General features: G+C 69.0%; 17 protein-coding genes. 7 read left to right on the top strand and 10 right to left on the bottom strand.

Annotation, left to right across the window (positions count from 1 at the left end; genetic code table 11):
- The first annotated feature begins 508 nt into the window (after window positions 1–508).
- The gene (locus tag VD972_RS38835; protein WP_324993901.1) at window positions 509–868 is read left to right on the top strand and encodes an Rpn family recombination-promoting nuclease/putative transposase; all 360 of its coding nucleotides are present in this window, start codon (window positions 509–511) and stop codon (window positions 866–868) included.
- Between the two features lie 75 nt (window positions 869–943).
- The gene (gene ileS, locus VD972_RS38830) at window positions 944–4,675 is read left to right on the top strand and encodes an isoleucine--tRNA ligase (RefSeq protein ID WP_324993899.1); all 3,732 of its coding nucleotides are present in this window, start codon (window positions 944–946) and stop codon (window positions 4,673–4,675) included.
- An 18-nt stretch (window positions 4,676–4,693) separates the two neighbouring features.
- Here the strand turns inward: ileS and VD972_RS38825 are convergent, their stop codons facing one another.
- The 6 genes from VD972_RS38825 to VD972_RS38800 are packed head-to-tail and all read right to left on the bottom strand — an operon-like array spanning window position 4,694 to window position 10,154.
- Window positions 4,694–6,046 carry an HTTM domain-containing protein gene (locus tag VD972_RS38825; protein WP_324993897.1) on the bottom strand — a complete coding sequence of 451 codons (1,353 nt, stop codon included), beginning with the start codon at window positions 6,044–6,046 and terminating at the stop codon, window positions 4,694–4,696.
- 3 nt (window positions 6,047–6,049) lie between these two features.
- Window positions 6,050–6,682 carry a hypothetical protein gene (locus tag VD972_RS38820; RefSeq protein ID WP_324993895.1) on the bottom strand — a complete coding sequence of 211 codons (633 nt, stop codon included), beginning with the start codon at window positions 6,680–6,682 and terminating at the stop codon, window positions 6,050–6,052.
- A 57-nt stretch (window positions 6,683–6,739) separates the two neighbouring features.
- Window positions 6,740–7,351, bottom strand: a complete 612-nt coding sequence (gene ruvA, locus VD972_RS38815) for a Holliday junction branch migration protein RuvA (RefSeq protein WP_324993893.1) — start codon at window positions 7,349–7,351, stop codon at window positions 6,740–6,742.
- Window positions 7,348–7,929 (bottom strand): crossover junction endodeoxyribonuclease RuvC, encoded by a 582-nt coding sequence (ruvC, locus tag VD972_RS38810; RefSeq protein ID WP_324993891.1) that lies wholly within the window; start codon window positions 7,927–7,929, stop codon window positions 7,348–7,350. The genes ruvA and ruvC overlap by 4 nt, the downstream gene beginning before the upstream one ends.
- A gap of 2 nt (window positions 7,930–7,931) precedes the next feature.
- Window positions 7,932–8,681 carry a YebC/PmpR family DNA-binding transcriptional regulator gene (locus VD972_RS38805; protein ID WP_324993889.1) on the bottom strand — a complete coding sequence of 250 codons (750 nt, stop codon included), beginning with the start codon at window positions 8,679–8,681 and terminating at the stop codon, window positions 7,932–7,934.
- Window positions 8,682–8,735: 54 nt separating this feature from the next.
- Window positions 8,736–10,154, bottom strand: coding sequence for a response regulator (locus tag VD972_RS38800; protein WP_324993887.1), 1,419 nt, complete (start codon window positions 10,152–10,154; stop codon window positions 8,736–8,738).
- Window positions 10,155–10,367: 213 nt separating this feature from the next.
- On the opposite strand from VD972_RS38800, the gene VD972_RS38795 reads away from it, so the two are divergent.
- Entirely contained in the window at window positions 10,368–11,027 is a 660-nt protein-coding gene (locus VD972_RS38795; RefSeq protein WP_324993885.1) for a hypothetical protein, read from the top strand.
- Between the two features lie 10 nt (window positions 11,028–11,037).
- On the opposite strand, the gene VD972_RS38790 is transcribed toward VD972_RS38795, so the two are convergent.
- The 3 genes from VD972_RS38790 to VD972_RS38780 form a co-directional block, all read right to left on the bottom strand.
- Window positions 11,038–12,414, bottom strand: a complete 1,377-nt coding sequence (locus VD972_RS38790; protein WP_324993883.1) for a sigma-54 dependent transcriptional regulator — start codon at window positions 12,412–12,414, stop codon at window positions 11,038–11,040.
- A gap of 101 nt (window positions 12,415–12,515) precedes the next feature.
- Window positions 12,516–12,749, bottom strand: coding sequence for a hypothetical protein (locus VD972_RS38785; RefSeq protein WP_324993881.1), 234 nt, complete (start codon window positions 12,747–12,749; stop codon window positions 12,516–12,518).
- A 116-nt stretch (window positions 12,750–12,865) separates the two neighbouring features.
- Complete coding sequence (locus VD972_RS38780) at window positions 12,866–14,473, bottom strand: peptidoglycan-binding protein (RefSeq protein ID WP_324993879.1); 1,608 nt, start codon at window positions 14,471–14,473, stop codon at window positions 12,866–12,868.
- Window positions 14,474–14,864: 391 nt separating this feature from the next.
- On the opposite strand from VD972_RS38780, the gene VD972_RS38775 reads away from it, so the two are divergent.
- The gene (locus VD972_RS38775; RefSeq protein WP_324993877.1) at window positions 14,865–17,171 is read left to right on the top strand and encodes a kelch repeat-containing protein; all 2,307 of its coding nucleotides are present in this window, start codon (window positions 14,865–14,867) and stop codon (window positions 17,169–17,171) included.
- A gap of 97 nt (window positions 17,172–17,268) precedes the next feature.
- Here the strand turns inward: VD972_RS38775 and VD972_RS38770 are convergent, their stop codons facing one another.
- Window positions 17,269–19,155: an adenylate/guanylate cyclase domain-containing protein gene (locus VD972_RS38770; protein WP_324993875.1), complete on the bottom strand. Its 1,887-nt coding sequence runs from the start codon at window positions 19,153–19,155 to the stop codon at window positions 17,269–17,271.
- Between the two features lie 63 nt (window positions 19,156–19,218).
- On the opposite strand from VD972_RS38770, the gene VD972_RS38765 reads away from it, so the two are divergent.
- The 3 genes from VD972_RS38765 to VD972_RS38755 all read left to right on the top strand — a co-directional run.
- Window positions 19,219–20,331, top strand: coding sequence for an S-(hydroxymethyl)glutathione dehydrogenase/class III alcohol dehydrogenase (locus VD972_RS38765; protein ID WP_324993873.1), 1,113 nt, complete (start codon window positions 19,219–19,221; stop codon window positions 20,329–20,331).
- Entirely contained in the window at window positions 20,328–21,179 is an 852-nt protein-coding gene (fghA, locus tag VD972_RS38760) for an S-formylglutathione hydrolase (protein ID WP_324993870.1), read from the top strand. Before VD972_RS38765 ends, fghA begins: the two co-directional genes overlap by 4 nt.
- Window positions 21,180–21,423: 244 nt before the next feature.
- The coding region (locus VD972_RS38755; protein ID WP_324993869.1) for a hypothetical protein at window positions 21,424–21,702 on the top strand (279 nt) is incomplete at its 3' end.

Genomic DNA, 21,702 nt, shown 5'->3' with positions numbered 1-21,702 from the left:
GGGGCTCTTCGCTGGCTCGTGCCCGGTACTTTATGCTCCGGGCATGATTCGCGCGTGCCTCATGGCGTCCCTGCTCTGTGCCCTGCGCCCATTCCAGGTGTTCGCCCAGGCCTCGTCGTCCCCTCCCCTGGTCCCCGCTCCCTCAGAGACCCATCAGGGCGTCAGCGCGGCGGTACCTGACGCTCCGCTGCCCGGCCAGCGCCTGCCTCCGTGCAAGAAACCCCAAGTCGAGATCAATGGCAGCTGCTGGACCCTGGTGGGAGATGAGGTCCCCCCCTGCTCCGACGTCACCTACGAATGGAGAAAGCGGTGCTACGCGCCCGCGTTGGGGCCCTCACGCCCATTCAACACGCGGGAGAAGTAGAAGGCAGTGGTGGCACGCCCCACCGCAGGCAGGCGTCCCATGGCGTGGACGGTGAGTCCACGGAGCGAGCCTGCCGCCGGGCTGTCCAGAGCGCTCTGCCCGCACGCGGGCGTTGGCCCGAAGTGTGCTCATGGACAGTGCCGTATGTCTGGCCCCCATGATCGCTTCGTCCGCTACACGCTCGGCCACCCTGCGCGCGCCGCCGCCGAGCTGCGCGCCGCACTGCCCGCCAACCTCGTCGCCCAGGTGGACTGGAGCACCCTGCGCCGCGAGCCCAGCAACGTCGTGGATGCGCAGCTGCGCGAAACCCAGAGCGATCTGCTGTTCTCTGCCCAGTTGACCGGCGGGGAGCCCGTGTTGATCTTCGTGCTCATCGAGCACCAGGTGGATGCCAAGACCCGGAGGCGCATCCTGTCCTGTACCGACACGCGCCTGCTCGATCAGTGGTTTGACCGAGCCCTGAACGCCTCGAGCCTCGCGGAGGTGCTGGGAGAATCGTCCTAGGGGTGGCCGAAATACCCCTGGAGACGCACACAAGACGCCCCATCCGGGCCTTCCTGGTGTTATCTGTCTTGGGTCATGGCCCAGCCCCTCTTCGCTACGATCCCCAACGAGATCGACTTCCCCGCGGACGAGCGCCGCATCCTCTCCTTCTGGAAAGAGCGCCGGATCTTCGAGCAGACACTCGAGGGCCGGGACGCTGCCCCGCCCTTCATCTTCTATGAGGGCCCGCCCACCGCCAACGGCCTCCCCCACAACGGCCACGTCCTCACCCGCGTCATCAAGGACCTCTTCCCGCGCTACAAGACCATGCGCGGCTTCCGCGTCCCCCGTAAAGCCGGCTGGGACACCCACGGCCTCCCCGTCGAAGTGGAGGTCGAGAAGGAGCTCCGCATCCACGGCAAGGCCGAGATCGAGCGCTACGGCGTCGAGCCCTTCACCCAGCGCTGCATCGAGTCCGTCTTCCGCTACACCAGCGAGTGGGAGCGCCTCACCGAGCGCATCGGCTTCTGGGTCGATCTCCCCGACGCCTACGTCACCTACCACCGCAGCTACGTCGAGAGCGTCTGGTGGGCCCTCGCCGAGCTGTTCCGCAAGGGCCTCCTCTACCGTGGCCACAAGATCGTCTGGTGGTGGCCCCAGGGCGGCACCGCTCTCAGCTCCGGCGAAGTCGGCATGGGCTACCGCACCGTCGATGATCCCAGCGCCTATGTCGCCTTCCCCCTGAGGGGCTCGCCCGACACCGCGCTCCTCATCTGGACCACCACGCCCTGGACGCTCCCGTCCAACATGTATGCCGCCGTCAACCCCACGGTCGACTACGTCACCGTGGATGCTGGCGAGCGCAAGCTCATCATCGCCGCCGCCCTCCGCGACGAGCTCGCCAAGAAGCTCAAGAAGGATCTGCCCATCCTCGAGACCCAGAAGGGCAGCGAGCTCGTGGGCCGCCGCTACTTCCCGCCCTTCGACGCCTACTTCCAGCGCGCTGGCTCCACCGAGCTGCCCCTCAAGGAGGGTGGCTCGGACTCGCCCGCCTGGCGCGTCATCCCCGCAGACTTCGTCACCCTCACCAGCGGCACCGGAATCGTCCACATCGCCCCCGCCTTCGGCGAGGACGACTACGAGGCCTTCCGCCACGAGCGCACCCGCTTCACCCAGCCCGAGGCCCTCGAGATGTTCTGCGCCATCCGCCCGGATGGCACCTTCTCCGAGGACCTCCCCCAGCTCACCGGCAAGTTCGTCAAGGACGCGGACAAGGAGATCGTCCGCACCCTCAAGGAGCGCGGGCTCCTGGCGCTCGTGGAGCAGTACCGCCACGAGTACCCGTTCTGCTGGCGCGCCGATGACGACCCGCTCATCCAGTTCGCCCGCCCCGCCTGGTACATCCGCACCACGTCCGTCAAGGACCAGGCCATCGCCAACAACCGCGCCGTCACCTGGGTCCCCGAGCACATCAAGGAGGGCCGCTTCGGCGACTTCCTCGCCAACAACGTCGACTGGGCCCTCTCTCGCGAGCGCTACTGGGGCACCCCGCTGCCCCTCTGGGTCCACTCGGAGACGGGCGAAGTGGAGGCCGTCCCCTCCCTCCAGGCCCTGCGCGAGAAGCCCGGCAGCAACCTCGCCGCCGTGGAGGCCGAGCTCCAGGCCTTCCTCGCCCAGAAGCCCGGCGCCACCAGCGCAGAGCACCTCATCGTCCACAAGCCTTGGATCGACAAGGTGACGTACGAGAAGCCCGGCACCCCCGGCCGCTTCTCCCGCGTGCCCGAGGTCATCGATGTATGGTTCGACTCGGGCTGCATGCCCTTCGCCCAGTGGGGCTTCCCCCATCTTCAGGGCTCGCGAGAGAAGTTCACCCAGGCCTTCCCCGCCGACTTCATCTCCGAGGCCATCGACCAGACCCGTGGCTGGTTCTACTCCCTGCTGATGATCAGCACGCTCGTCTTCGATGAGGAGACGCAGCAGCGCGAGGGCATCACCCCGCCCCGAAGCTGGCCGTACCCCTACAAGAGCTGCATCGTCCTCGGCCATGTCTCCGACAAGGAAGGCAAGAAGGAGTCCAAGTCCAAGGGCAACTACACCCCGCCCGAGATCATCCTCGACGAAGTGCGGATGGACTTCGCCGTGCTCGATGACAAGGCCGCCAGCGTCCCAGGAGTGGCCGGCGAGGCGCTCATCGCTCGCGAGGACCTCGAGGGCCTGGACCTCCAGGAAGGCGCCAAGGTGCAGGTCTTCCGCCCGGACAAGCCCGGCACTGCCCTCACCCTCACCGTGAAGGCCCACAAGAAGCTCAAGCGGCGCGTGCTGCTGCTGGCGAAGAAGGAGCTGGAGGCCCTGGGCGTCGCGCCCTCGGCCCGCGGCGCGGACGTCATGCCCGTGGAGGTGCCTCGGCTGGCTCCCTCCGAGCGCGTTGTCATCAAGGACCCTTCCACCAAGGCTCCGGGCGCGGATGCGTTCCGCTGGTTCTTCTTCGCGGCCAGCCCCACCTGGTCCAACACGCGCCACTCACTGAGCAACGTGCGGCTCCTGCAGAAAGACTTCCAGGTCAAGCTGCGCAACGTCTACTCGTTCTTCACCATCTACGCGAACATCGACGGCTTCTCGCCCGCCACCGGCAACCCGGACGCCTCCGAGGCGCCGTGGCTCGCCATCCGCAAGAGCCAGGGCTGGCGCGAGCCCAAGCTCCGCACGGTGCTCGACCGGTGGATCCTCTCCGAGGTCCAGCTCGCCCTGCGCGACGTGGCCCGCTCGCTGGACGCGTACCACGTGTATGAGGGGGCCCAGCGGCTGGTGGCGCTCGTGGATGCGCTCTCCAACTGGTACCTGCGCCGCAGCCGAGACCGCTTCTGGGCGCCCGGCCTGGAGCAGGACAAGCTCGACGCGTACTTCACCCTCTACGAGGCGCTCACCACCATCGCCGGGATGGCCGCGCCCTTCATCCCCTTCTTCGCCGACGAGATGTGGCTCAACCTCGTGCGCCGCCCCTGGCCCATGTCCCAGCCGGAGAGCGTCCACCTGGGCCGCTTCCCGGACGTCGACGAGCCCCTCATCGACGAGGGGCTCGCCGCGGAGATGGGCGCGGTGCGCGAGCTCGTCTCCCTGGGCCTCAAGGTCCGTACCGACAACCGGCTCAAGGTCCGCCAGCCCCTGTCCCGCGTCGACGTCATCCTCGCGCGCTCGGAGCTGAAAGAGCGCGTGGCCAGCTACAAGGACCTCATCGCCGACGAGCTGAACGTCCACGAGGTGAGCTTCCTCGAGGCCGGCCAGGAGACGGAGGTGGTCCGCTACAAGGTCCGCCCCAACCTGCGCGCGGTGGGCGGCCGGCTCGGCCCCAAGCTGGCGCCGGTGCGCAAGGCGTTCGACTCCGCCGACGGCCGCATCCTCCAGCGAGAGCTGGCGCTCAAGGGCATGGTGGCGATCACCATCGACGGCGAGCGCATGGCGTTCCCCGCCGAGGAGCTGGAGGTGCTCGTGGAGGCCAATCCTGGCTATGCCGCCGCGGGCGCCGGGGTGGGCGTCGTCGTGCTCTACACCGAGCTGACCGAGAAGCTGGTGGACGAGGGCCTCGTGCGCGAGCTGCTCGCCCGGGTGCAGGCGGCGCGCAAGGACATGGCGCTCGGCTACACCGACCGCATCCGCGTCTGGGTGGATGGGGACGCGCGCGTGCTCCGGGTGGCTCAGGAGTCGAAGGAGTTCATCTCCCGCGAGACGCTCGCCTCGGAGCTGAACGTGGGCCCCGAGGGCCTCACCGGCAAGGAGGAGGAGTTCAGCCTCAACGGCCTGCCCACACGCATCCGCGTCGAGCGCGCCTGACCCACTCGCGCCCGGGGCTCACGGCACCTGCCGAGCCCCGGCGCCCTCCAGCGGCAGGAGCCACGGCCTGGGCGCGAGGCCCTCCTCGTGCGCGGCCAGATCCACCGCCGGATCCACGAGGAGCCGGCGGGGCCGCCCGTTCAGCTTGACGGCCACCCAGGCGCGCACCTCCACACCGGGCCGCCCCTGGCGCCCGTACTCCGCCGACACGTGGCGCGCGAAGGCGGCCAGCATGTCCGGGTGGGTCACCATCCGGTACGCCTGCTTCTCCGTTAGGTATTGCAGCGGGTCCACCCGCCAGCGTTGCCCGGTAGCGGGATCCGTCGCCTCGAAGCGCGCGTTGGCCCGCTTCTCCATGATCTTCATGTGCCACGAGAAGAGGAACCCCTCCTCATTCCAGAGCACCGGCCCCGCGTAGAGCCGGTGCCGCAGCGGCACCAACACCTGCACGGCGAAGTGCGCGCACAGCAGCACGACGAGCCACGGCGCGGGCCGGGTGACGGCCGCGGGCTCGAGGCCTTTGGTGGCGACGGGCACCGGCACTCCACGCACCCATGCGAGCACCCGGCGCGGCCAGTCCGGCTCGAAGAACACGAGCAGCAGCAGGGCCGCCAGCCAGGGAAAGACGCCGATGTTCAGCAGCAGTCCCGTCATCAGGTGGAAGGACAGCAGCGCGGCGTACGCAGAGGGCCGTGCGCGCCGCGACAGCATGAGCGGGGGTCCCAGCAGCACCACCAGCATCCCGCCCCAGCTCGCCGCCAGCGCCAGGGCGTGCAGCGGCACCGCGGGGGCCAGCCACCGCGCCACCGGGGTGCCGTCCAGCCATTGCATCATGGGCTGGCCCTGGAGCAGCCAGTCCGGTTGCAGCTTCGCCATCCCCGAGAAGAGGTACACCACCAGGAGCTGCGCGCGCAGCGCCCACAGGCACCACGCGGGCACGGTGTCTCGCCGCAGCTCGGGGCGCCGGCGTGCATCCAGCGACCAGAGCCCCTCCAGCGGCATCAGCGCCATGAGGAAGGCCAGCAGGCACGTCAGGTAGTAGTGGTTCAGGTAATGCGTCCGGTCCAGGAGCTGGACGTACGTGAACCCCACGGCCAGCAGCAGCACGCAGGCCCGGTAGAACAGGCCCACCATCACCCCCACCGCCAGCAGCCCCAGCGCGGCGAAGAGCAGGTACATCCCCACCGCTGGCAGAGGCTTCACCCACCCGAAGCCCGGGAGCGTGAAGAAGAAGGAGGGAGCCACGTAGTAGTCGTGGATCCACCCCTTGAGGAAATAGCGCAGGAGCGTGGCGGCCATCACCGCGCCGAAGGCGATGCGGAGCGCTGCCAGTGAGGCCGCATCGACAGGCTGGAGCAGCCACCGGGGCATGCGTCAGTCGAAGTCCGAGTCCCCGCCGCCGCCGCCGCCGCTCAGGCATCCGCCTCCCTCGCTGTCGGAGGGGTCCCTACCGACGTCCTGCTCCTCGTCGTGGCGCAGCTGGAACTCGCAGATCAGCGACGTGCCGTCCTCGAAGATCAGCCTCAGCGTCGTAGACAGGCGAAGATCCACGAAGGTGAGGACCCGCTCCAGCGTGCCCTCGCGCAGTCTTGGGCGGGGCTCCTGCGTCCTGAGCTCCCAGGACTTGATCTCGGGTGAGGCCGGTTTGATGACCACCGTGCCCCCATCCGTCCCACCCATGCCTCCGTCGGCCCCACCCGTGCCGCCGCCCAGTGGGAGCTCGCTCGGCAGGTTCAGCACGTCTCCTCCCGTCAGCACCGTGGCGCGGCTCACGGTTGCCTCGATCTGGACCTTCTGGCCTCCGAAGCTGGCCCTGATGATGTTCCGGCCCTGATCGTGGTCGATGGAGTATGCGCTCTCGGCAGTGATCTCGTCCGAGATCAGCAGTCCACCGATGGCGCCCTCGCAGCGCCCGGACGAGGTGCCGCTGCCACAGTCGCAGCGGCTCGTCATCATCACCAGCGCCATGAGGGAGAGGAGCAGGAACGACCGGGAGGATTTCTTCATGTCGAGACCCTGAAACGGACGGTGGAAGAAGACTTGGAGCCAGAGCGCCCAGGAGGCTCAAGCCCCCGAGCGCAGCACCTTGAGGGCCTCGCGGAACAGGGCCTGGAACGCAGCCTCGGGGCCGAGCCGCTCCCCGGCCACCTCCGCGGCCTTCTCCGCTTGGGGCGCCTTGTAGCCCAGGTTCAACAGCGCCGAGACGAGGTCCGCCATCGGCCCTGCCGGCGGGGGCGGTATCATCGCACCCTTGGCCACGGCCTCCAGGTGCAGCGTCTTCACCTTCTCCTTGAGCTCCAGCACCAGCCGCTCGGCCGTCTTCTTGCCGATGCCGTGGATCTTGGTGAGCCGCGCCACCTCCTCCTTGGCGATCGCCACCACCAGCTCCGGCACCTCCATGCCCGAGAGCACGGTGAGCGCCAGCCGAGGCCCCACATGCGACACGGAGGTGAGCAGGAGGAACATCTCCTCCTCGCCGCGCGTGAGGAAGCCGAACAGCTCGAAGGCGTCCTCGCGCACCACCGTGCGCACGCGCACGTGCACGGGCTGGCCCTCCGCGGGCAGCTTCCCCAGCGTCAGCGTGGAGAAGGCGACGCGGTAGCTCACGCCCCCCACGTCGATGAGAGCCTCGTCCAGGCTCTTCTCCACCAGGGTCCCGCGCAGTGCTGCGATCATCTCGCCTCCGGGCGCCGGTAGGACGGGCTCAGCCGATCCGCGAGCAGCGCGGCCGCCCCCTTCCGGCTCTTGCCGGGAGAGCCACGGGTGCTGCCCGCAAGGAGGCTCGCCGCCCGTCCCTGGTTGAGGTGACAGAGCGCCACCGCGAGCGCGTCACTGGCGTCCGCCCGCTCGATGGCCTCGATCTTCAACAGAGAACACACCATGCGGGCGACCGCATCCTTCCCAGCCGCGCCGCCCGCCCCCACCGAGCGCTTCACCTTCGCCGGTGGGTACTCGTACACGGGCAGCCCCGCCTGCGCCGCGGCCAGCAGCGCCACACCCCGCGCATGCCCCAGCACCAGGGCGCTGCGCGCGTTGCGGAAGGTGAAGACACCCTCCACTGCCACCGCCTGCGGCCGGTGCTTGCGCAGCGCGCCCGTCAACTCGGCGTGCAGCACCATCAGCCGGTGGTGGAGCGGAGCCTCGGCGTCCACCTTGATGACCCCATGGGCCACGTGCACCAGCCGGCCACGCTGCTCCTCCACCACGCCATAGCCCATGAGGCGGCTACCCGGATCGATCCCAAGGACGCGCACGTTCAGCCTTGTAGTTCTTCCATCAGCGCTTCGTCGATCTCGAAGTTCGCGTGGACGTTCTGGACATCGTCGTTGTCCTCCAGCGCGTCCATCAGCTTGAGCATCTTCTTGGCGTTCTCGCCCTCGAGCCTCACCGTGGTCTGCGGGAAGTAGCTCCACTTCTGCTCGCCCAGCTTCAGCCCCGCGGCCTCCAGGCTGGAGGCCACCGGGTGCAGATCCGCCGGCGCGGTGCGCACCTCGAAGCCCTCCGCGCCCTGGTTGATGACGTCCTCGGCGCCGGCCTCGATGGCCTTCTCCATCACCTGGTCCTCGGTGGGGCCCGGCTTCACGGTGATGGCGCCCTTCTTGTGGAACATCCAGCCCACCGCGCCCTCGGCGCCCAGGTTGCCGCCGCCCTTGCCGAAGGTGGCGCGCACGTCCCCCGCGGTGCGGTTGCGGTTGTCCGTGAGGCACTCGACCAGGACGGCCACGCCGCCCGGGCCATAGCCCTCGTACATCACCTCTTCGTAGCTCTCACCCTCCAGCTCGCCCGTGCCCTTCTTGATAGCGCGCTCGATGGTGTCCTTGGGCATGTTCGCCTCTTTGGCCGCCGCGATGGCGACGCGCAGGCGAGCGTTCCCGGCCGGATCCCCTCCCCCCATCCGAGCAGAGACGGTGATCTCCTTGATGACCTTCGTGTAGAGCTTGCCCTTGGTCGCGCCCATGGCGGCCTTGTGGCGCTTGATCTTGGACCATCGGTTGTGACCGGACATGGGAGTGGCGACTTCTCCCTTAACCCTACCCGCCGAGTCAAACGTTGTCCGCGCTCAGCGGACGGGGCGGGTCTCCCCCGAGGCCAGGTGGAACACCTCGACCGGGCGGGGTCGGGCCTTCCCCTCTTCCCGGCGACGGGCCGCCGGCTTGGGGAAGCTCAGGATGGCGGGAGCGGGCAGCTGGGGCATGCGCTCCTCGGCATGGGCCTCGGCACTGGCCTCGGTGTCCAGCTCGGCCGCCACCGGGGCTTCCTTCTCGGAGACCACCTCGGAGGCCTGGACGTCGATCGGGAGCTCGAGCTCAGGGGACACTGGAGCCTCGGGCGCGCTCGCCTGGAGCATCCGCTCCTCGTGCTCCGCGGCCGCACGCTCCTCGGCCTCGCGCGCATCCACCTCTCGGGCCACCCGGGCCGCCTCGGACTCCCGCGGCTCGAAGAAGCGCGGCGCATCCAGCACACGCTCGCGCTCCTCCGCACGGCTGGCGGGCATCAGCACCCCCAGCATGAAGAGCTGCATGATGGCCTCGAACGCCATCACCTCCGGCAGGCGGCACTCCAGCAGCACCGCGCGCACCGTGCGCCGCCCATCGAACAGGCGCACCAGGGAGATGACCTCATCCGGCAGCGAGGAGAGCTGCTCGGCCAGCCCTGGGAAGTCCACCGTCAGGCGCGCGGCCAGCGGAACCCCCACCTCGCGCAGCCGCTCGAACCGCTCCAGGGAAGGCAGCACCTCGAGACGCAGGAAGGTCACATCCATCAGCAGCGAACCGCGGTGCAGCTCGGGGCCAAACGTCACCCCATACACCCCGCTGCCGAAGGCCAGCAGGCGCCGGAAGCCCAGCACCCCCCGCTCGCCCTGGAAGGCCGCGTCCACCACGCGCCCGCTCCGGAAGGCGAAGAACCCATCACCGCCATCCTTGAGGACCACTCGCCCCGAGCGCACCCCGGTCAGCAGCGCGCGGGCGACCTCCGTCAGGGGCAGCCGGGCCGAGTGCGCCTCGTACTCCAGCTCCGCCGTGCGCCGGCCCGCCTTGAGTCGCACCAGGGCCACCACGTCCTGCACCGCCACCGGCTTGCTCAGGTAGTCGTCCGCGCCCATGCGCGCGGCCAGCTCGGGGTGGAACGGCTCCCAGCGGCTGGACAGCAGGAACACGGGCACCTGCGCCGTGCGCGGCTCGGCACGCACCTGGCCGCAGAAGGTGAAGCCGTCCATCCCCTCCAGCTCCGTCTCGGTGACGATCAGGCTCGGAAGGATCGCGGCCGCCGCCAGCTCATGCCGAGCATCCTCGGCCGAGGCCACCACCATCACCTCGAAGCCCGCCTCCGCCAGCCCCGCCCCCAGCTCGGAGCAGTACCGAGGGTCCGGCTCCACCAGGAGCACGCTGACGCGCTTGCCACGCCGGCTCCGCGGGCTGAGCCCGGAGACGGTGGAGGCAGGCTCGATGATGGTCGCGCGAGGGGAACGGGCGGCCAAGGGGGGCTCCAGGGGGAGGAGGGGACTGAGAATCGCTTATCGGCTCAAACGGTAATAATCCGGAATAGAGGAACTGATGTGCATAATGGACCATTCTCGCTCTCCAAGAAAGTCCCCGGAGCGCTTTTTTTAGGAGGAGCCCGGGGATGTCCGGAATCGGTCGGAGGCCGGAGGAAAGATCGACGGCTCCTGGCGGGGGCGTAAGGTGGGTGCATGACGCGCCCAGTCTTTCTGCTGGCCCTCGTGTTTGCCCTGCCAGCCCGCGTGGCCGCGCAGGAAGCGGGGCCTGCGCGCGAGGAGTGGTCCTTCGGAACGGTGGTGGCTCCGGCGGTGCTCCCGGACGGAGTCACCGCGCTGTATGGATATGTGGGCGTTCCCGAGATGGGGGGTGGCTTCCGGCAGGGCATCTCCGGCTTCGAGCTCGAGGCGCGGGGGCGGCTGGACTACTTCCGGCTGGCGGGGATCTTCGAGGTGGGGGCGCGCCGGGCGGTGGTGCAGGAGGGGCCGGCGACGTTCGCGCCGACGCTGAGCCTGGGGCTGGTGCTCAACTCGGGCAGCGCGTACCTGGACGCGGACAACTTCGGCGGGGTGCTGCTGCGGATCACTCCGGGGCTGGTGGTGAGCTGGCGGGTGTCGGACACGGTGGCGGTGGTGGGGTTGCTGGACGCGCCGGTGGATCTCGGGCTGGCGCCCACGGGGGCTCGGCGCTTCCAGGTGCTCACGGGTGGAGGCGCGGAGTTCTACCTGGGCTCGGGCATCACGCTGCTGATGGCGGGGCAGCTCGGCGTGGAGAGCTTCAAGGCGCCCGACGAGCCCAACCAGGTGCGGCCGGGCTACCAGGTGCGGCTGGGAATCGGCACGCGCCTGTTCTGAGTCCGAGCGCTCACGTCAGCCCGTAGCGCTCGAGCTTCTTGAGTAACCCTTGCCGTGAGAGGCCGAGGTGCTCGGCGGTATGGGTGCGGTTGCTGTGGAAGCGGCGCAGGGCCTCCTCGATCTCGCGGCGCTCCAGGGCCTCCACCTTCTGCTGGAGCGTGGTGGCGCCAGGGGCGGGCGTGCGCAGACGCTCGCTGCCGGTGAAGGAGAGATCCTCGGGCTGGAGCTCGCGCCGCTCCCCCGCGAGCACGGAGGCGCGCTGCATCTCGTGGCGCAGCTCGCGCAGGTTGCCGGGCCAGGGGTGCGCGAGGAGCGCCTCGGTGGCGGCGTCCGAGAGCTGCCGGGCGCGGCCATCCGGGCACAGGTGGGCGCACTGGTTGAGGAAGTGACGGGCGAGCAGCGACAGGTCCGCGGTGCGCTGGCGCAGGGGCGGCAGGTGGACTTCGACGCCCTTGATGCGCCAGTAGAGGTCCTCGCGGAAGGTGCCGGCCTGCTGCATGGCCCCGAGGTCCTTGTTGGTGGCGGAGAGGCAGCGCACGTCCACATGCGAGGGCCGGTCGGCGCCCACGGGGAGGATGTCTCCGGTCTCCAGGACGCGCAGCACCTTCACCTGGAGCGAGGGCGTCATGTCGCCGATCTCATCGAGGAAGAGCGTGCCGCCGTCGGCCTCGGTGAAGAGGCCACGGTGATCGCGGGTGGCGCCGGTGAAGGAGCCCTTCACGTGGCCGAAGAGGGCGCTCTCCAGGAGGTTCTCGGGGAGGGCGCCGCAATTGACGGGGATGAAGGAGCCGGCGCGGCGGCGGCTCTTGAGGTGGATGGAGCGGGCGAGCAGCTCCTTGCCGGTGCCGTTCTCTCCGGTGACGAGGACAGGCAGATCGCTGGCGGCGATGCGCTCGGCGAGCGAGACGGCGGCGAGGAACGGGGCGCTCTGCCCCACCATGGCCGTGTCGCCGCCGGCGTGGGCGAGCGAGGACTGCAGGGCCTCCACCTGCCGCTCCAGGGCGACGCGGGCCATGGCGCGCTGGACGACGACGAGGAGCACATCCGGGTCCACGGGCTTGGTGAGAAAGTCATAGGCGCCCAGGCGGATGGCCTCCAGCGAGTGGCGCGTGTCCCCGGCCCCGGAGACGACGATGAACTTGGTGCCGGGGCGGACGGCCAGCAGCGCGCCGAGCTGCTCCAGCCCGGTGGACACGCTGCCATCGGGCGGGAGCATCAAATCCAGGAGGACGAGGGGGTAGGCGCGGGCCTCCACGGCGGCGCGAGCGGAGGGACGATCCGCGGCCTCGAGGACTTCGTAGCCCGCGTCACGCAGCAGGCCGCCGTAGACCTTGCGGAAGGCGGCGTCATCGTCGACGAGGAGGAGCGGATGGGGTGTGGGGCTCATGCGCCTGGGTGAGCGTCATGCCACGGAATGACGTCTGGCAGTAGCGCTTCCGGAGAGCCATGGCCCCTCTAGGCGGCTCGTGTGAGCACCGCTGGCTCGCGCTACTCCGGGAGCGGCGCCTTGCGCGGCGTGCCCATCAGCTCCAGGGTCCTGGCGGCCACCCGCACGAGCGTCTGGGAGCAGGGCTCACAGCCTCCGCCACAGCACACGGGCCAGCGGCCCTCGGGGTCGCGCAGGAGCGGACGAACGGAGGACCGATAATAGGAGGGAAGCTGCAGTTCCTCACTGGCGCGAGCGAGCGCCAGTTCGAGCGCGGATTCGGGAGCGTCAGACACGCCCTCCCCTATAACCCGCAAGCGGCTCCTGCGCCCCTTCCCCGAAGCGGAGCAGGTGGAGACCCTGGACGAGGTCTCCACCTGTCACCTGTGTCGTGTCACTGACTCCCTGAAGCTCAGTGCTTCTGGATGCCGAGGTGCACGTGGTCGAAGTGACCCTTCACCTTCCACAGCAGCTGCAGCGAGTACTTCTGACCATCGACGTTGATGGTGTGCCGGTTGTACGTCCCGATGTTGCTCGCGGGGATGCCGTACTTCTTCGCGATGGCGCGGGCCAGCTGGTCCCCACGCGCGCCGGCGACTCCGAAGTCCGTCGCGAACGCGTTCTTGTTGCCCGTGTAGTGATCCGAGCCCGTGGTAGAGCCCACGCGCTTCGTGTCCGCGAGGTTGCGCTTCTGGCTCGTCACCGGGATGCCCATCTCCCGCGCGATGGCCTTGGCCGCATCGGCCACGCCCTCGGACCCGCCCCAGCCGCGGCCATCGTCAATGGCGCCACCGCCGGACGACTTGGCCGCCTTCTCCATGGCCGCCAGCGTCTTCGGCCCGACGGAGCCCGCGGCGTCGCCTACGTCCAGACGATGATCCTTCTGGAACGCGGCCACGGCCTTCTTGGTGTCCGGCCCGAACTTGCCGTCCGTCTCCAGGCCCAGCAGCTTCTGCAGGTGCTTCACCGAGCCGCCCTCCATGCCCTGCTGGAGGTGCTCCTTGCCGGACTTCACGTCCGCCAGCGCGGGCGCGTCCTTCCACTTGGTGGCCTTGCGGTCGAAGGAGTCGCTCTGCAGCTTCGCCTGCTCCGTGCGGGCGGCCAGCGCCTTCTCGAGGGCCGCGTGCGTCTTCGGGCCCGCGATGCCGTCCACCTCCAGGTTGTGCTTGCCCTGGAAGCGCTTCACGGCCGCCTCGGTCTTCGGGCCGAAGGCGCCATCCTGCGAGCCCAGCTCGAAGCCCAGCTTCTCGAGCTTGCTCTGCAGCGACTTCACCTCTGAGCCCTTGCTGCCCTCCCTGAGCGTCGGGGCGCTTCCGCCGGACGGCTTGCTCGGCTTCGTGCTGCCACCCGTGCCACCCGTGCCACCCGCGCTGCCCGTGCTGCCGCCGAAGTGCGGGGCCAGTTCCTGCGCGCGCGCCCACACGTCGGTGGAGTAGTCATTGCCCGTGGTGCCCTTGTCCATGTTCTTGATGGTCTGGACGTTGCCCGGGCCCGAGTTGTACGCGGCCACCGCGCCGCGCAGCTGCTGCTCGGGCGGCCAGTCGGGGTGCTTCGCCTTGATCTGGTTGTGGTACGACTTGAGGATGCCGGCCGCCTGATCGATGTGCGCGGCGCTGAACGGGCCGCCCTTCGGCGAGTGGAAGCGCTTATCGACCTGCATCAGCCCGAAGCCGTTGCCGTGATCGCCGAAGCCCCGGCTGTCCAGCGCCGAGCCGCCGCGCGACTCACGGCTGGCGATGGCGGCCAGCAGCGCTGGGGGCAGGTTGTGCTTCTTGCCCGCGGCGGCGAACTCGTCCGCGTACTTCTTCATCTTCGTCAGATCCGTGCGCGCCATCTTCTGCGAGGAGGCGACGCCGCCCGGCAGCCCATCCTGCCGCGCGGTGGCCGACGAGGCGCCCGTGGGCTGGTACTTCGAGAGGATGGCGTTCGGGTTCGACGCTGCGCGGGTAGTCGTCGATGTGGAACGGGTCGACTGCGTGCTCTGCGAGCTCTGCGAGCGGGTAGAAGAAGTGGTCGTCATGGGGGCAAGTCCCTTCAGGGCTCCGCGAGACCTCACGGCGTGAGGGCCTACGGATTCGTTCTCTAGGTTATCGCGAGAGGTGCAGGGAGAGTTTCGAGTGATCGCATCTCGTCACCCCCGTATGACGAGAATGGGCGCCCCCAAGGCCCCGTTGAATCTCAAACCCCTAGAATCACTTGATTTTTCCCGGGGTGGGGTTTGCTGGGGGTGAGCGCAGGCCTGCCGGGCTCGCAACCCTTCTGTTCATTTTGGTTTCCGCGCCCGCGGGCAGGCCGTCGCCAGGGCTGGAGTCCTGCCCTCACTTTTTCTGCATCACTTTACAACTTGCCGGCTCACCCACTCAGCACCGAGGTCCCCCCCAACCGCTCCACGTGAGCGAGTCCGAAAGAACATGCCCATCCCCCGACGTCTCCCCTTTCTCGCCGCAGTGATGCTGCTCTCCCTGGCAGCCTGCACCACTCAACCCCAGGGCTCCGCCCAGGTCTTTGCCTCCGCTCAGCAGGCCCTCTCCGCTGATGATGTCACCCGCGTCCGGGTGACGGTCTCCGCCCAGGACATGAGCTCCCTCGTTGTCGAGCTGGCCAGGTCCAACGGTTCCTGGGGTGGACTCATCGGCAACATCCCCACCGGCTCCAACCGCTCCTTCCTCGCCGAGGCCTTTGACTCCTCCGGCGCCCTGCGCTTCCAAGGCCAGGCCTCAGGGGTCACCATCACCGCCAACCAGACCACTGCCGTGGCCATCACCCTCCAAGAGGTTCCTCCCCCTCCGCCCTACGGCAATGAAGTGCCTGTCATTGACTCCCTTGTTGCCTCCGCGACCTCTGTCCCTGCGGGGGGCACTCTCTCCCTGACTGCGACGGCCCATGATCCCAACCCCGGGGACACCCTCACCTTTGCTTGGGCTTCCTCCGGCGGCACCTTCTTTGCCCCCACCGCCGCCTCCTCTTCCTGGACGGCGCCGTCCTCTGCTGGCGTCCAGATCCTCACCCTCACCGTGACGGACTCTCAGGGGGCTGCCGTCTCCGTTTCCATCGCCATCAATGTCGTCTCCGGCGTCAGCACTGGCAACGCCGCCGTCAACATCTCCTTCAACCTCTGGCCTGTGGTCTCCAAGGTCTCCGCCTCTCTCAACCGGCTCGACGCTGGACAGTCCACCACCCTCTCGGCCAATGCCTCGGATGCGGATGGAGATGCCCTCTCCTACCAGTGGATCGCGACCTGCCCCGGTACCTGGACGAATGCGACCTCCAGCGCCGCCTCCTTCGTGCCCTCCTCGGTTCCCGCCGGCACCTGTAACAACTGCCGCCTCACCGTCACGGTGCAGGATGGCCGCGGGGGGCAGACGACAGGCGCCCTCAGCCTCTGCGTCACCGGCACCGCCACCGAGTTCTTCCCGCCCCTCGTCACCAACTTCTACCAGTCCGCCCTCTCCACCTCCCCGGGGCAGACAGTGGCCTTTGACGTCACCGCCATGGACCCACAGGCCAGCTCCATGACGTTTGCCTGGACTGCCAATACCGGCTCCCTGGCCGCAGCGCAGAACACCGCTACCAACAGCCATGTCGTGTGGACGGCACCTGCGTGCACGCTGACGGGTGTCACTCCCTCCGTCACCGCTGTCGTCACCAATGCCTACGGCCTCTCGGCCTCAAAGCCCTTCTCCCTCTCCGGCCTGCCGGCGTGCGCGGCGGCCGGGTGGACAGCCGCAGGCTCCACGGGTGCGGGGCGCTCCAATTCCGCCGCCATCCTGCTCTCCTCCGGCAAGGTGCTCGTCACGGGGGGCATCATTTCTACGTCTGGCTCCCCCCCGTTGGCGGTGGTGTACGACCCGGCCACCAACTCCTGGTCCTCCGCCGGCTCCATGGCCACGGCCCGCTTGGGCCATACCGCCACCTTGCTCTCCTCCGGCAAAGTGCTGGTCACGGGGGGACAAAGAGGCACGACCTACTTCTCCTCTGCGGAGGTGTACGACCCGGCCACCAACTCCTGGTCCGCCGCCGGCTCCATGGCCACGGCCCGCGGATCCCACACCGCCACCCTGCTCGCCTCCGGCAAGGTCCTCGTCGCGGGGGGCAACGACACGACTGGCACCCTCAACTCAGCGGAGTTGTACGACCCGGCCACCAACTCCTGGTCCGCCGCCGGCTCCATGAGCACGGCTTGCAAATACCACGAGGCCACCCTGCTCTCCTCAGGCAAGGTCCTCGTCTCGGGGGGCCAAACTGGCACGACCTACTTCTCCTCTGCGGAGGTGTACGACCCGGCCACCAACTCCTGGTCCGCCGCTGGCTCCATGGCCACGGGCCGCTTCAGCCACGAAGCCACCCTGCTCGCCTCCGGCAAGGTCCTCGTCTCGGGGGGAGGCGGCACTACTGGAACCCTCAACTCCGCGGAGGTGTACGACCCGGCCACCAACTCCTGGTCCTCCGCCGGCTCCATGGCCACGGCCCGCTACTGGCACACCGCTACCCTGCTCGCCTCCGGCAAGGTCCTCGTCGCGGGGGGCGTCACTGGCACGACCTACCTCTCCTCCGCGCAGGTGTACGACCCAGCCACCAACTCCTGGTCCTCCGCCGGCTCCATGAGCACGGCCCGCACCACCCACACCGCCACCCTGCTCTCCTCCGGCCAGGTGCTCGTTGAGGGGGGCCACAATGCCGGGGTTTACCAATCCTCCGCGGAGCTCTACTCGCCCTGAGAGCGCTGCCCCTCTGTAGACACTCCGTCTGAGACGCCCGCCCCTCCGCCCATGGCACCGCGGAGGGGCGGGCGTTGCTGTTTCTCTTTGAATTCTTTCAGCCCTTCTCCCTGGTCACCACCGCCACACAGGACTGCCGCTCGCTGACGCCGCGCAGCTCGGCCTCGAAGCGCGAAGACTCCAGATGCTCGCGAGCCACGTGCTCGGCGATCTCCGGGTGCTGGAAGAGCCGCTCCAGCAGCACCACCTGCCCTCCCTTCGCCGCCCCCTGGAGCCGCGCCGCCAGGTTCACCGTGGTGCCGAACAAGTCCAGGCGCTGGTTGGCGCGCACGGCAAGGCACGGCCCCTCGTGGAGCCCGACCTTCAAGCGCAGTCCATGGTGGCTGTGGAGCTGCTCCGTCTCGCGCACCATCTCCAGGGCCGCCGAGAAGGCCACGCCTGCACGCGGGAAGGTGGCCATCACCGCGTCCCCCATCGTCTTGAGCACGGCGCCACCGTGGCGCGCGACCGCCTGCTCGACGGTGCGAAAGTGCTGCTCGATGAGGGCGAAGGCCCGCGCGTCGCCGAGCTGCTCGTACAGGGAGGTGCTGCCCGTGAGATCCGAGAACAGCACCACCATGGAGCCGATGGACAGCTCCACCCCGGTGGCAGGGGCCTCGGTCGGGAACAGATCGTGGAAGTCCGGCACAGCAAGCACGTCCCTGCCAAGCGCGGCCTCAGGGGCCCAGTCCGCGCGCTCGAGGGAGAACTCCTCCTCATACGGTGTGTCATTGCTGAGCACGAGCGACACGCCCGGCTCCCCCGCAACAGCCTCTCCGATACTCACCCCCAGCGTCCCCGACTCCAGCGTCACCTGGAGCCTGGCGCCTGGGCTCGCGGGGAGTCCGGTGCGGTAGCGCCGCATGGTCGTGCGAACGGTGTAGGCACCGTCCGGCAGCTCCAGCGACACCTCCCGCTGGCCATGCGGAGGGACGATGAAGTTCGCCATGACATGGGGCCGGAACCACGGAGAGGCCGCGCAGTAGGAGCCGGAGGCCACGAAGCGGACCGCCGGGCTCGCCGTGAAGATCGCCTCCACGTTCGCCCCGAAGTCCAGGCGGAAGGCGCGATCACAGTCAACGCAATACCCCTCGCGCTTCACCTGCTCCAGACCTGGCAGCTCCTGCACTCCCTCCCGGCACATGGGGCACTCGAGCTGCCACTGGAGCTCGTAGAGGCCGGCCCTCACCGCGTGCAGGAAGCCCCGGAGCACCTCGCGCCGCTCGAAGCCCCAGATGCGTGCCAGCGCAAACGGGCGGATCTGCCTCAGCTCGTCATCGAACCCCTCCCGAGCGAACCGGATGATCCGCTCGCGGAGCTCGGGCACGATCGGGGCGCTGGCGAAGCGCTGCGCGCGGAGCTCGAGCTCCTTGTCCTGGACGAGGCCTCGGAGACCGAACGCCGAGCCATCCGGCTCCATCCGGCCAAGGAGCTGCCGGGCCTGGATGACCGCGGGCTCCGGCCCCACCTCCAGCTCTCCCTTCATCCGCGCGCGGGTGAAGAGGCGCGCCAGGGCATCGAAATAGAGCTTCAGCGCCTGATCGAACGCCTGGAGCACCCGGCTCTCGAGCTGCGCGTCCAGCGGCTTGTCGGCTTCGACGTATGCAGTCACGGAGACCCGGGCCCCTGCCCCCACCGGAGACAGCTCCGCGCGGAAGCCGCCGAGCCGAAGAGGGCCGGACACGTACTGCCGCATGCCCTGGATGTGCTGGCCTTCTACCCACTCACCGCGCTCGAGCCACTCGGACACTCCCCAGGACTGGATGCCAAAGCCGAGACGGGCCCGTACCTGTTGGCCCTCGGCGTCGAGCGTCGTGTAGCGGTACTGCGTGGGGTTCAAGCCCACCAGTCGATCCCACCGATTGGAGTCCGCGACGAGCCCCCACACGAGCTCGGGCGGCGCGGGCAGTAGACGCTCCTGTGTCCTCGAGTACTGGATCGCCATGAGCCCAGTATAGTCCGCTCCCGGCGCCTTCCCTTGTGGAAGGGCCATGCCACGGGAGAGCACATGGACGTTCGCGCGGCGGTCGCGTTCGAGGCGGGCAAGCCCTTGCGTATCGAGACGGTGCAGCTCGAGGGGCCCAAGGCGGGAGAGGTCCTCATCGAGCTGAAGGCCACAGGCGTCTGCCACACGGACGACTACACACTGTCCGGCAAGGATCCGGAGGGCCTCTTCCCGGCGATCCTCGGCCACGAGGGCGCTGGGGTGGTGGTGGACGTGGGCCCGGGCGTCACCTCGCTGAAGAAGGGGGATCACGTCATCCCGCTCTACACGCCCGAGTGCCGGCAGTGTGAGTACTGCCTGTCTCGGAAGACGAACCTCTGTCAGGCCATCCGCGCGACACAGGGCAAGGGGTTGATGCCAGACGGGACGAGCCGGTTCCGGCTCGGGCGCGAGCCGATCCACCACTACATGGGGACCTCCACCTTTGCCCAGTTCACGGTGCTGCCGGAGATCGCCGTGGCGAAGATCCGGGAGGACGCTCCCTTCGACAAGGTCTGCTACATCGGCTGCGGGGTGACGACGGGCATCGGCGCCGTCGTCTACACGGCGAAGGTGGAGCCGGGGAGCAAGGTGGTGGTGTTCGGCCTGGGCGGCATCGGGCTGAACGTGGTGCAGGGGGCGCGCATGGTGGGGGCGGACATGATCGTCGGGGTGGACATCAACCCGCGGCGGCGAGAGCTGGCCGAGAAGCTGGGCATGACGCACTTCGTGAACCCGCGCGAGGTGGAAGGCGACCTGGTGAAGTACCTGGTGGACCTGACGAAGGGCGGCGCGGACTACAGCTTCGAGTGCATCGGGGATGTGCGGACGATGCGGCAGGCGCTGGAGTGCTGCCACAAGGGCTGGGGCGAGAGCATCATCATCGGCGTAGCGGCCGCGGGGCAGGAGATCAGCACGCGGCCGTTCCAGCTCGTCACGGGGCGCGTGTGGAAGGGCTCGGCCTTCGGCGGGGCGCGCGGGCGCACGGACGTGCCTCGCATCGTGGACTGGTACATGGAGGGGAAGATCCAGATCGACCCGATGATCACCCACATGGTGCCGCTGGAGGGCATTCAGGAGGCCTTCGACATGATGCACCGGGGCGAGTCCATCCGCAGCGTGGTGAAGTATTCATGACGGTGCCGCTGACGCTGGCCTCGGAGCATCGCTGCTTCGGGGGCACGGTGGCGTTCTACCGCCATGCCTCGGAGGCCTGCGGTGGGGAGATGCGCTTTGGCATCTACGTGCCGCCCCAGGCGGCGACGCGCAAGGTGCCGGTGCTCTACTACCTGGCGGGCCTCACCTGTACGGAGGAGACGCTCCTCATGAAGGGGGGCGCGCAGCGGGTGGCCGCGGAGCTGGGGGTGATGCTGGTGGCTCCGGACACGAGCCCCCGCGGTGCCGGCTTCCCGGGGGAGAGCGAGTCCTGGGACTTTGGCGTCGGGGCGGGCTTCTACGTGGACGCAACCCAGCCTCCCTGGTCCTCCCGCTACCGTATGTTCACGTACGTCACGCGGGAGCTGCCGGCGCTGGTGGCGGCGCACCTGCCCGCGCGGGCGGACCGGGAGGGCATCTTCGGCCACTCGATGGGCGGCCACGGGGCGCTCGTGTGCGCGCTGCGCCAGCCTGGACGCTACCGCTCCGTCTCCGCGTTCGCGCCCATCGCCGCGCCCATGCGCGCTCCGTGGGGACAGAAGGCGTTCAGCGGCTATCTGGGGCCGGAACAGCAGGCCTGGCGAGCCTGGGATGCCAGCGAGCTGGTGCGCACGCTGCGCGAGCCCCTGCCTCCGCTGCTGGTGGACCAGGGAACGAAGGACAAGTTCCTCACGGAGCAGCTGCGCCCGGAGCTCCTCCAGGAGGCCTGCGCGGCCGCGGGGCAGCCCCTCTCCCTGCGGATGCAGGAGGGCTACGACCACAGCTACTACTTTGTCTCTACCTTCATGGAGGACCACCTGCGCCACCACGCCGCGGCCCTGAACGCGTGAAGCCCCCAACCCGAGCCCTGCAGCAGCAGGAAACGGCCCTCCCCAGGGCCCGCCGAGCCGGGGCGCGTGCGTAACTGTTCGGAAATGTCGGGACTTTTGTGGCTCAAAACCCCCGACATTTCCGAACAGTTACCGTCGAAGTCCTGACAGCAGGGTACCCCTCGGGGCCATTGCGGATCTCCCTGTGGATTGCCACCTGCACAGGGGGCGGCTCCTGATTCTCGAGAGCCGGAGGGGGAAGGCGATGAGAGCCTACGGTACGGCGGCGATGGTGACTCTGGCCATCCTGATGCTCCACGCAGCGGTGATGTTCGGCCCCTCCTTCGCCGGCTTCCAAGGCGAGACGCTGATGGTCGCCACAGCGGTGGTAGCCCTGGTGGCCTGGGGAACCTTCCTCGGCCTGGCGATCCGCGCCTTGTTGCTCGCCGTGGCCGTCATGCAGGGTGATCGCTCCAAGCTCGAGGCGAGCCTCCGCTGGACGAGCGCGCTCTCGCTGGCGGCGGCGGTCCTGTCGCTCGGGACG

It is taken from the genome of Hyalangium sp., from assembly GCF_035629615.1.
In the GTDB taxonomy this organism is placed as follows: Bacteria; Myxococcota; Myxococcia; order Myxococcales; family Myxococcaceae; genus Hyalangium.
The sequence above is the reverse complement of the archived record's forward strand: the minus strand, read 5'-3'. Positions and strand labels throughout refer to the sequence as shown.

Coding starts and splice junctions, on each gene's coding strand:
- VD972_RS38795 (WP_324993885.1), top strand. CDS start 10,368: ATGACGCGCCCAGTCTTTCTGCTGGCCCTCGTGTTTGCCCTGCCAGCC.
- VD972_RS38775 (WP_324993877.1), top strand. CDS start 14,865: ATGCCCATCCCCCGACGTCTCCCCTTTCTCGCCGCAGTGATGCTGCTC.
- fghA (WP_324993870.1), top strand. CDS start 20,328: ATGACGGTGCCGCTGACGCTGGCCTCGGAGCATCGCTGCTTCGGGGGC.
- VD972_RS38770 (WP_324993875.1), bottom strand. CDS start 19,155: ATGGCGATCCAGTACTCGAGGACACAGGAGCGTCTACTGCCCGCGCCG.
- VD972_RS38765 (WP_324993873.1), top strand. CDS start 19,219: ATGGACGTTCGCGCGGCGGTCGCGTTCGAGGCGGGCAAGCCCTTGCGT.
- ruvA (WP_324993893.1), bottom strand. CDS start 7,351: ATGATCGCAGCACTGCGCGGGACCCTGGTGGAGAAGAGCCTGGACGAG.
- VD972_RS38825 (WP_324993897.1), bottom strand. CDS start 6,046: ATGCCCCGGTGGCTGCTCCAGCCTGTCGATGCGGCCTCACTGGCAGCG.
- VD972_RS38780 (WP_324993879.1), bottom strand. CDS start 14,473: ATGACGACCACTTCTTCTACCCGCTCGCAGAGCTCGCAGAGCACGCAG.
- VD972_RS38820 (WP_324993895.1), bottom strand. CDS start 6,682: ATGAAGAAATCCTCCCGGTCGTTCCTGCTCCTCTCCCTCATGGCGCTG.
- ileS (WP_324993899.1), top strand. CDS start 944: ATGGCCCAGCCCCTCTTCGCTACGATCCCCAACGAGATCGACTTCCCC.
- VD972_RS38790 (WP_324993883.1), bottom strand. CDS start 12,414: ATGAGCCCCACACCCCATCCGCTCCTCCTCGTCGACGATGACGCCGCC.
- VD972_RS38835 (WP_324993901.1), top strand. CDS start 509: ATGTCTGGCCCCCATGATCGCTTCGTCCGCTACACGCTCGGCCACCCT.
- VD972_RS38805 (WP_324993889.1), bottom strand. CDS start 8,681: ATGTCCGGTCACAACCGATGGTCCAAGATCAAGCGCCACAAGGCCGCC.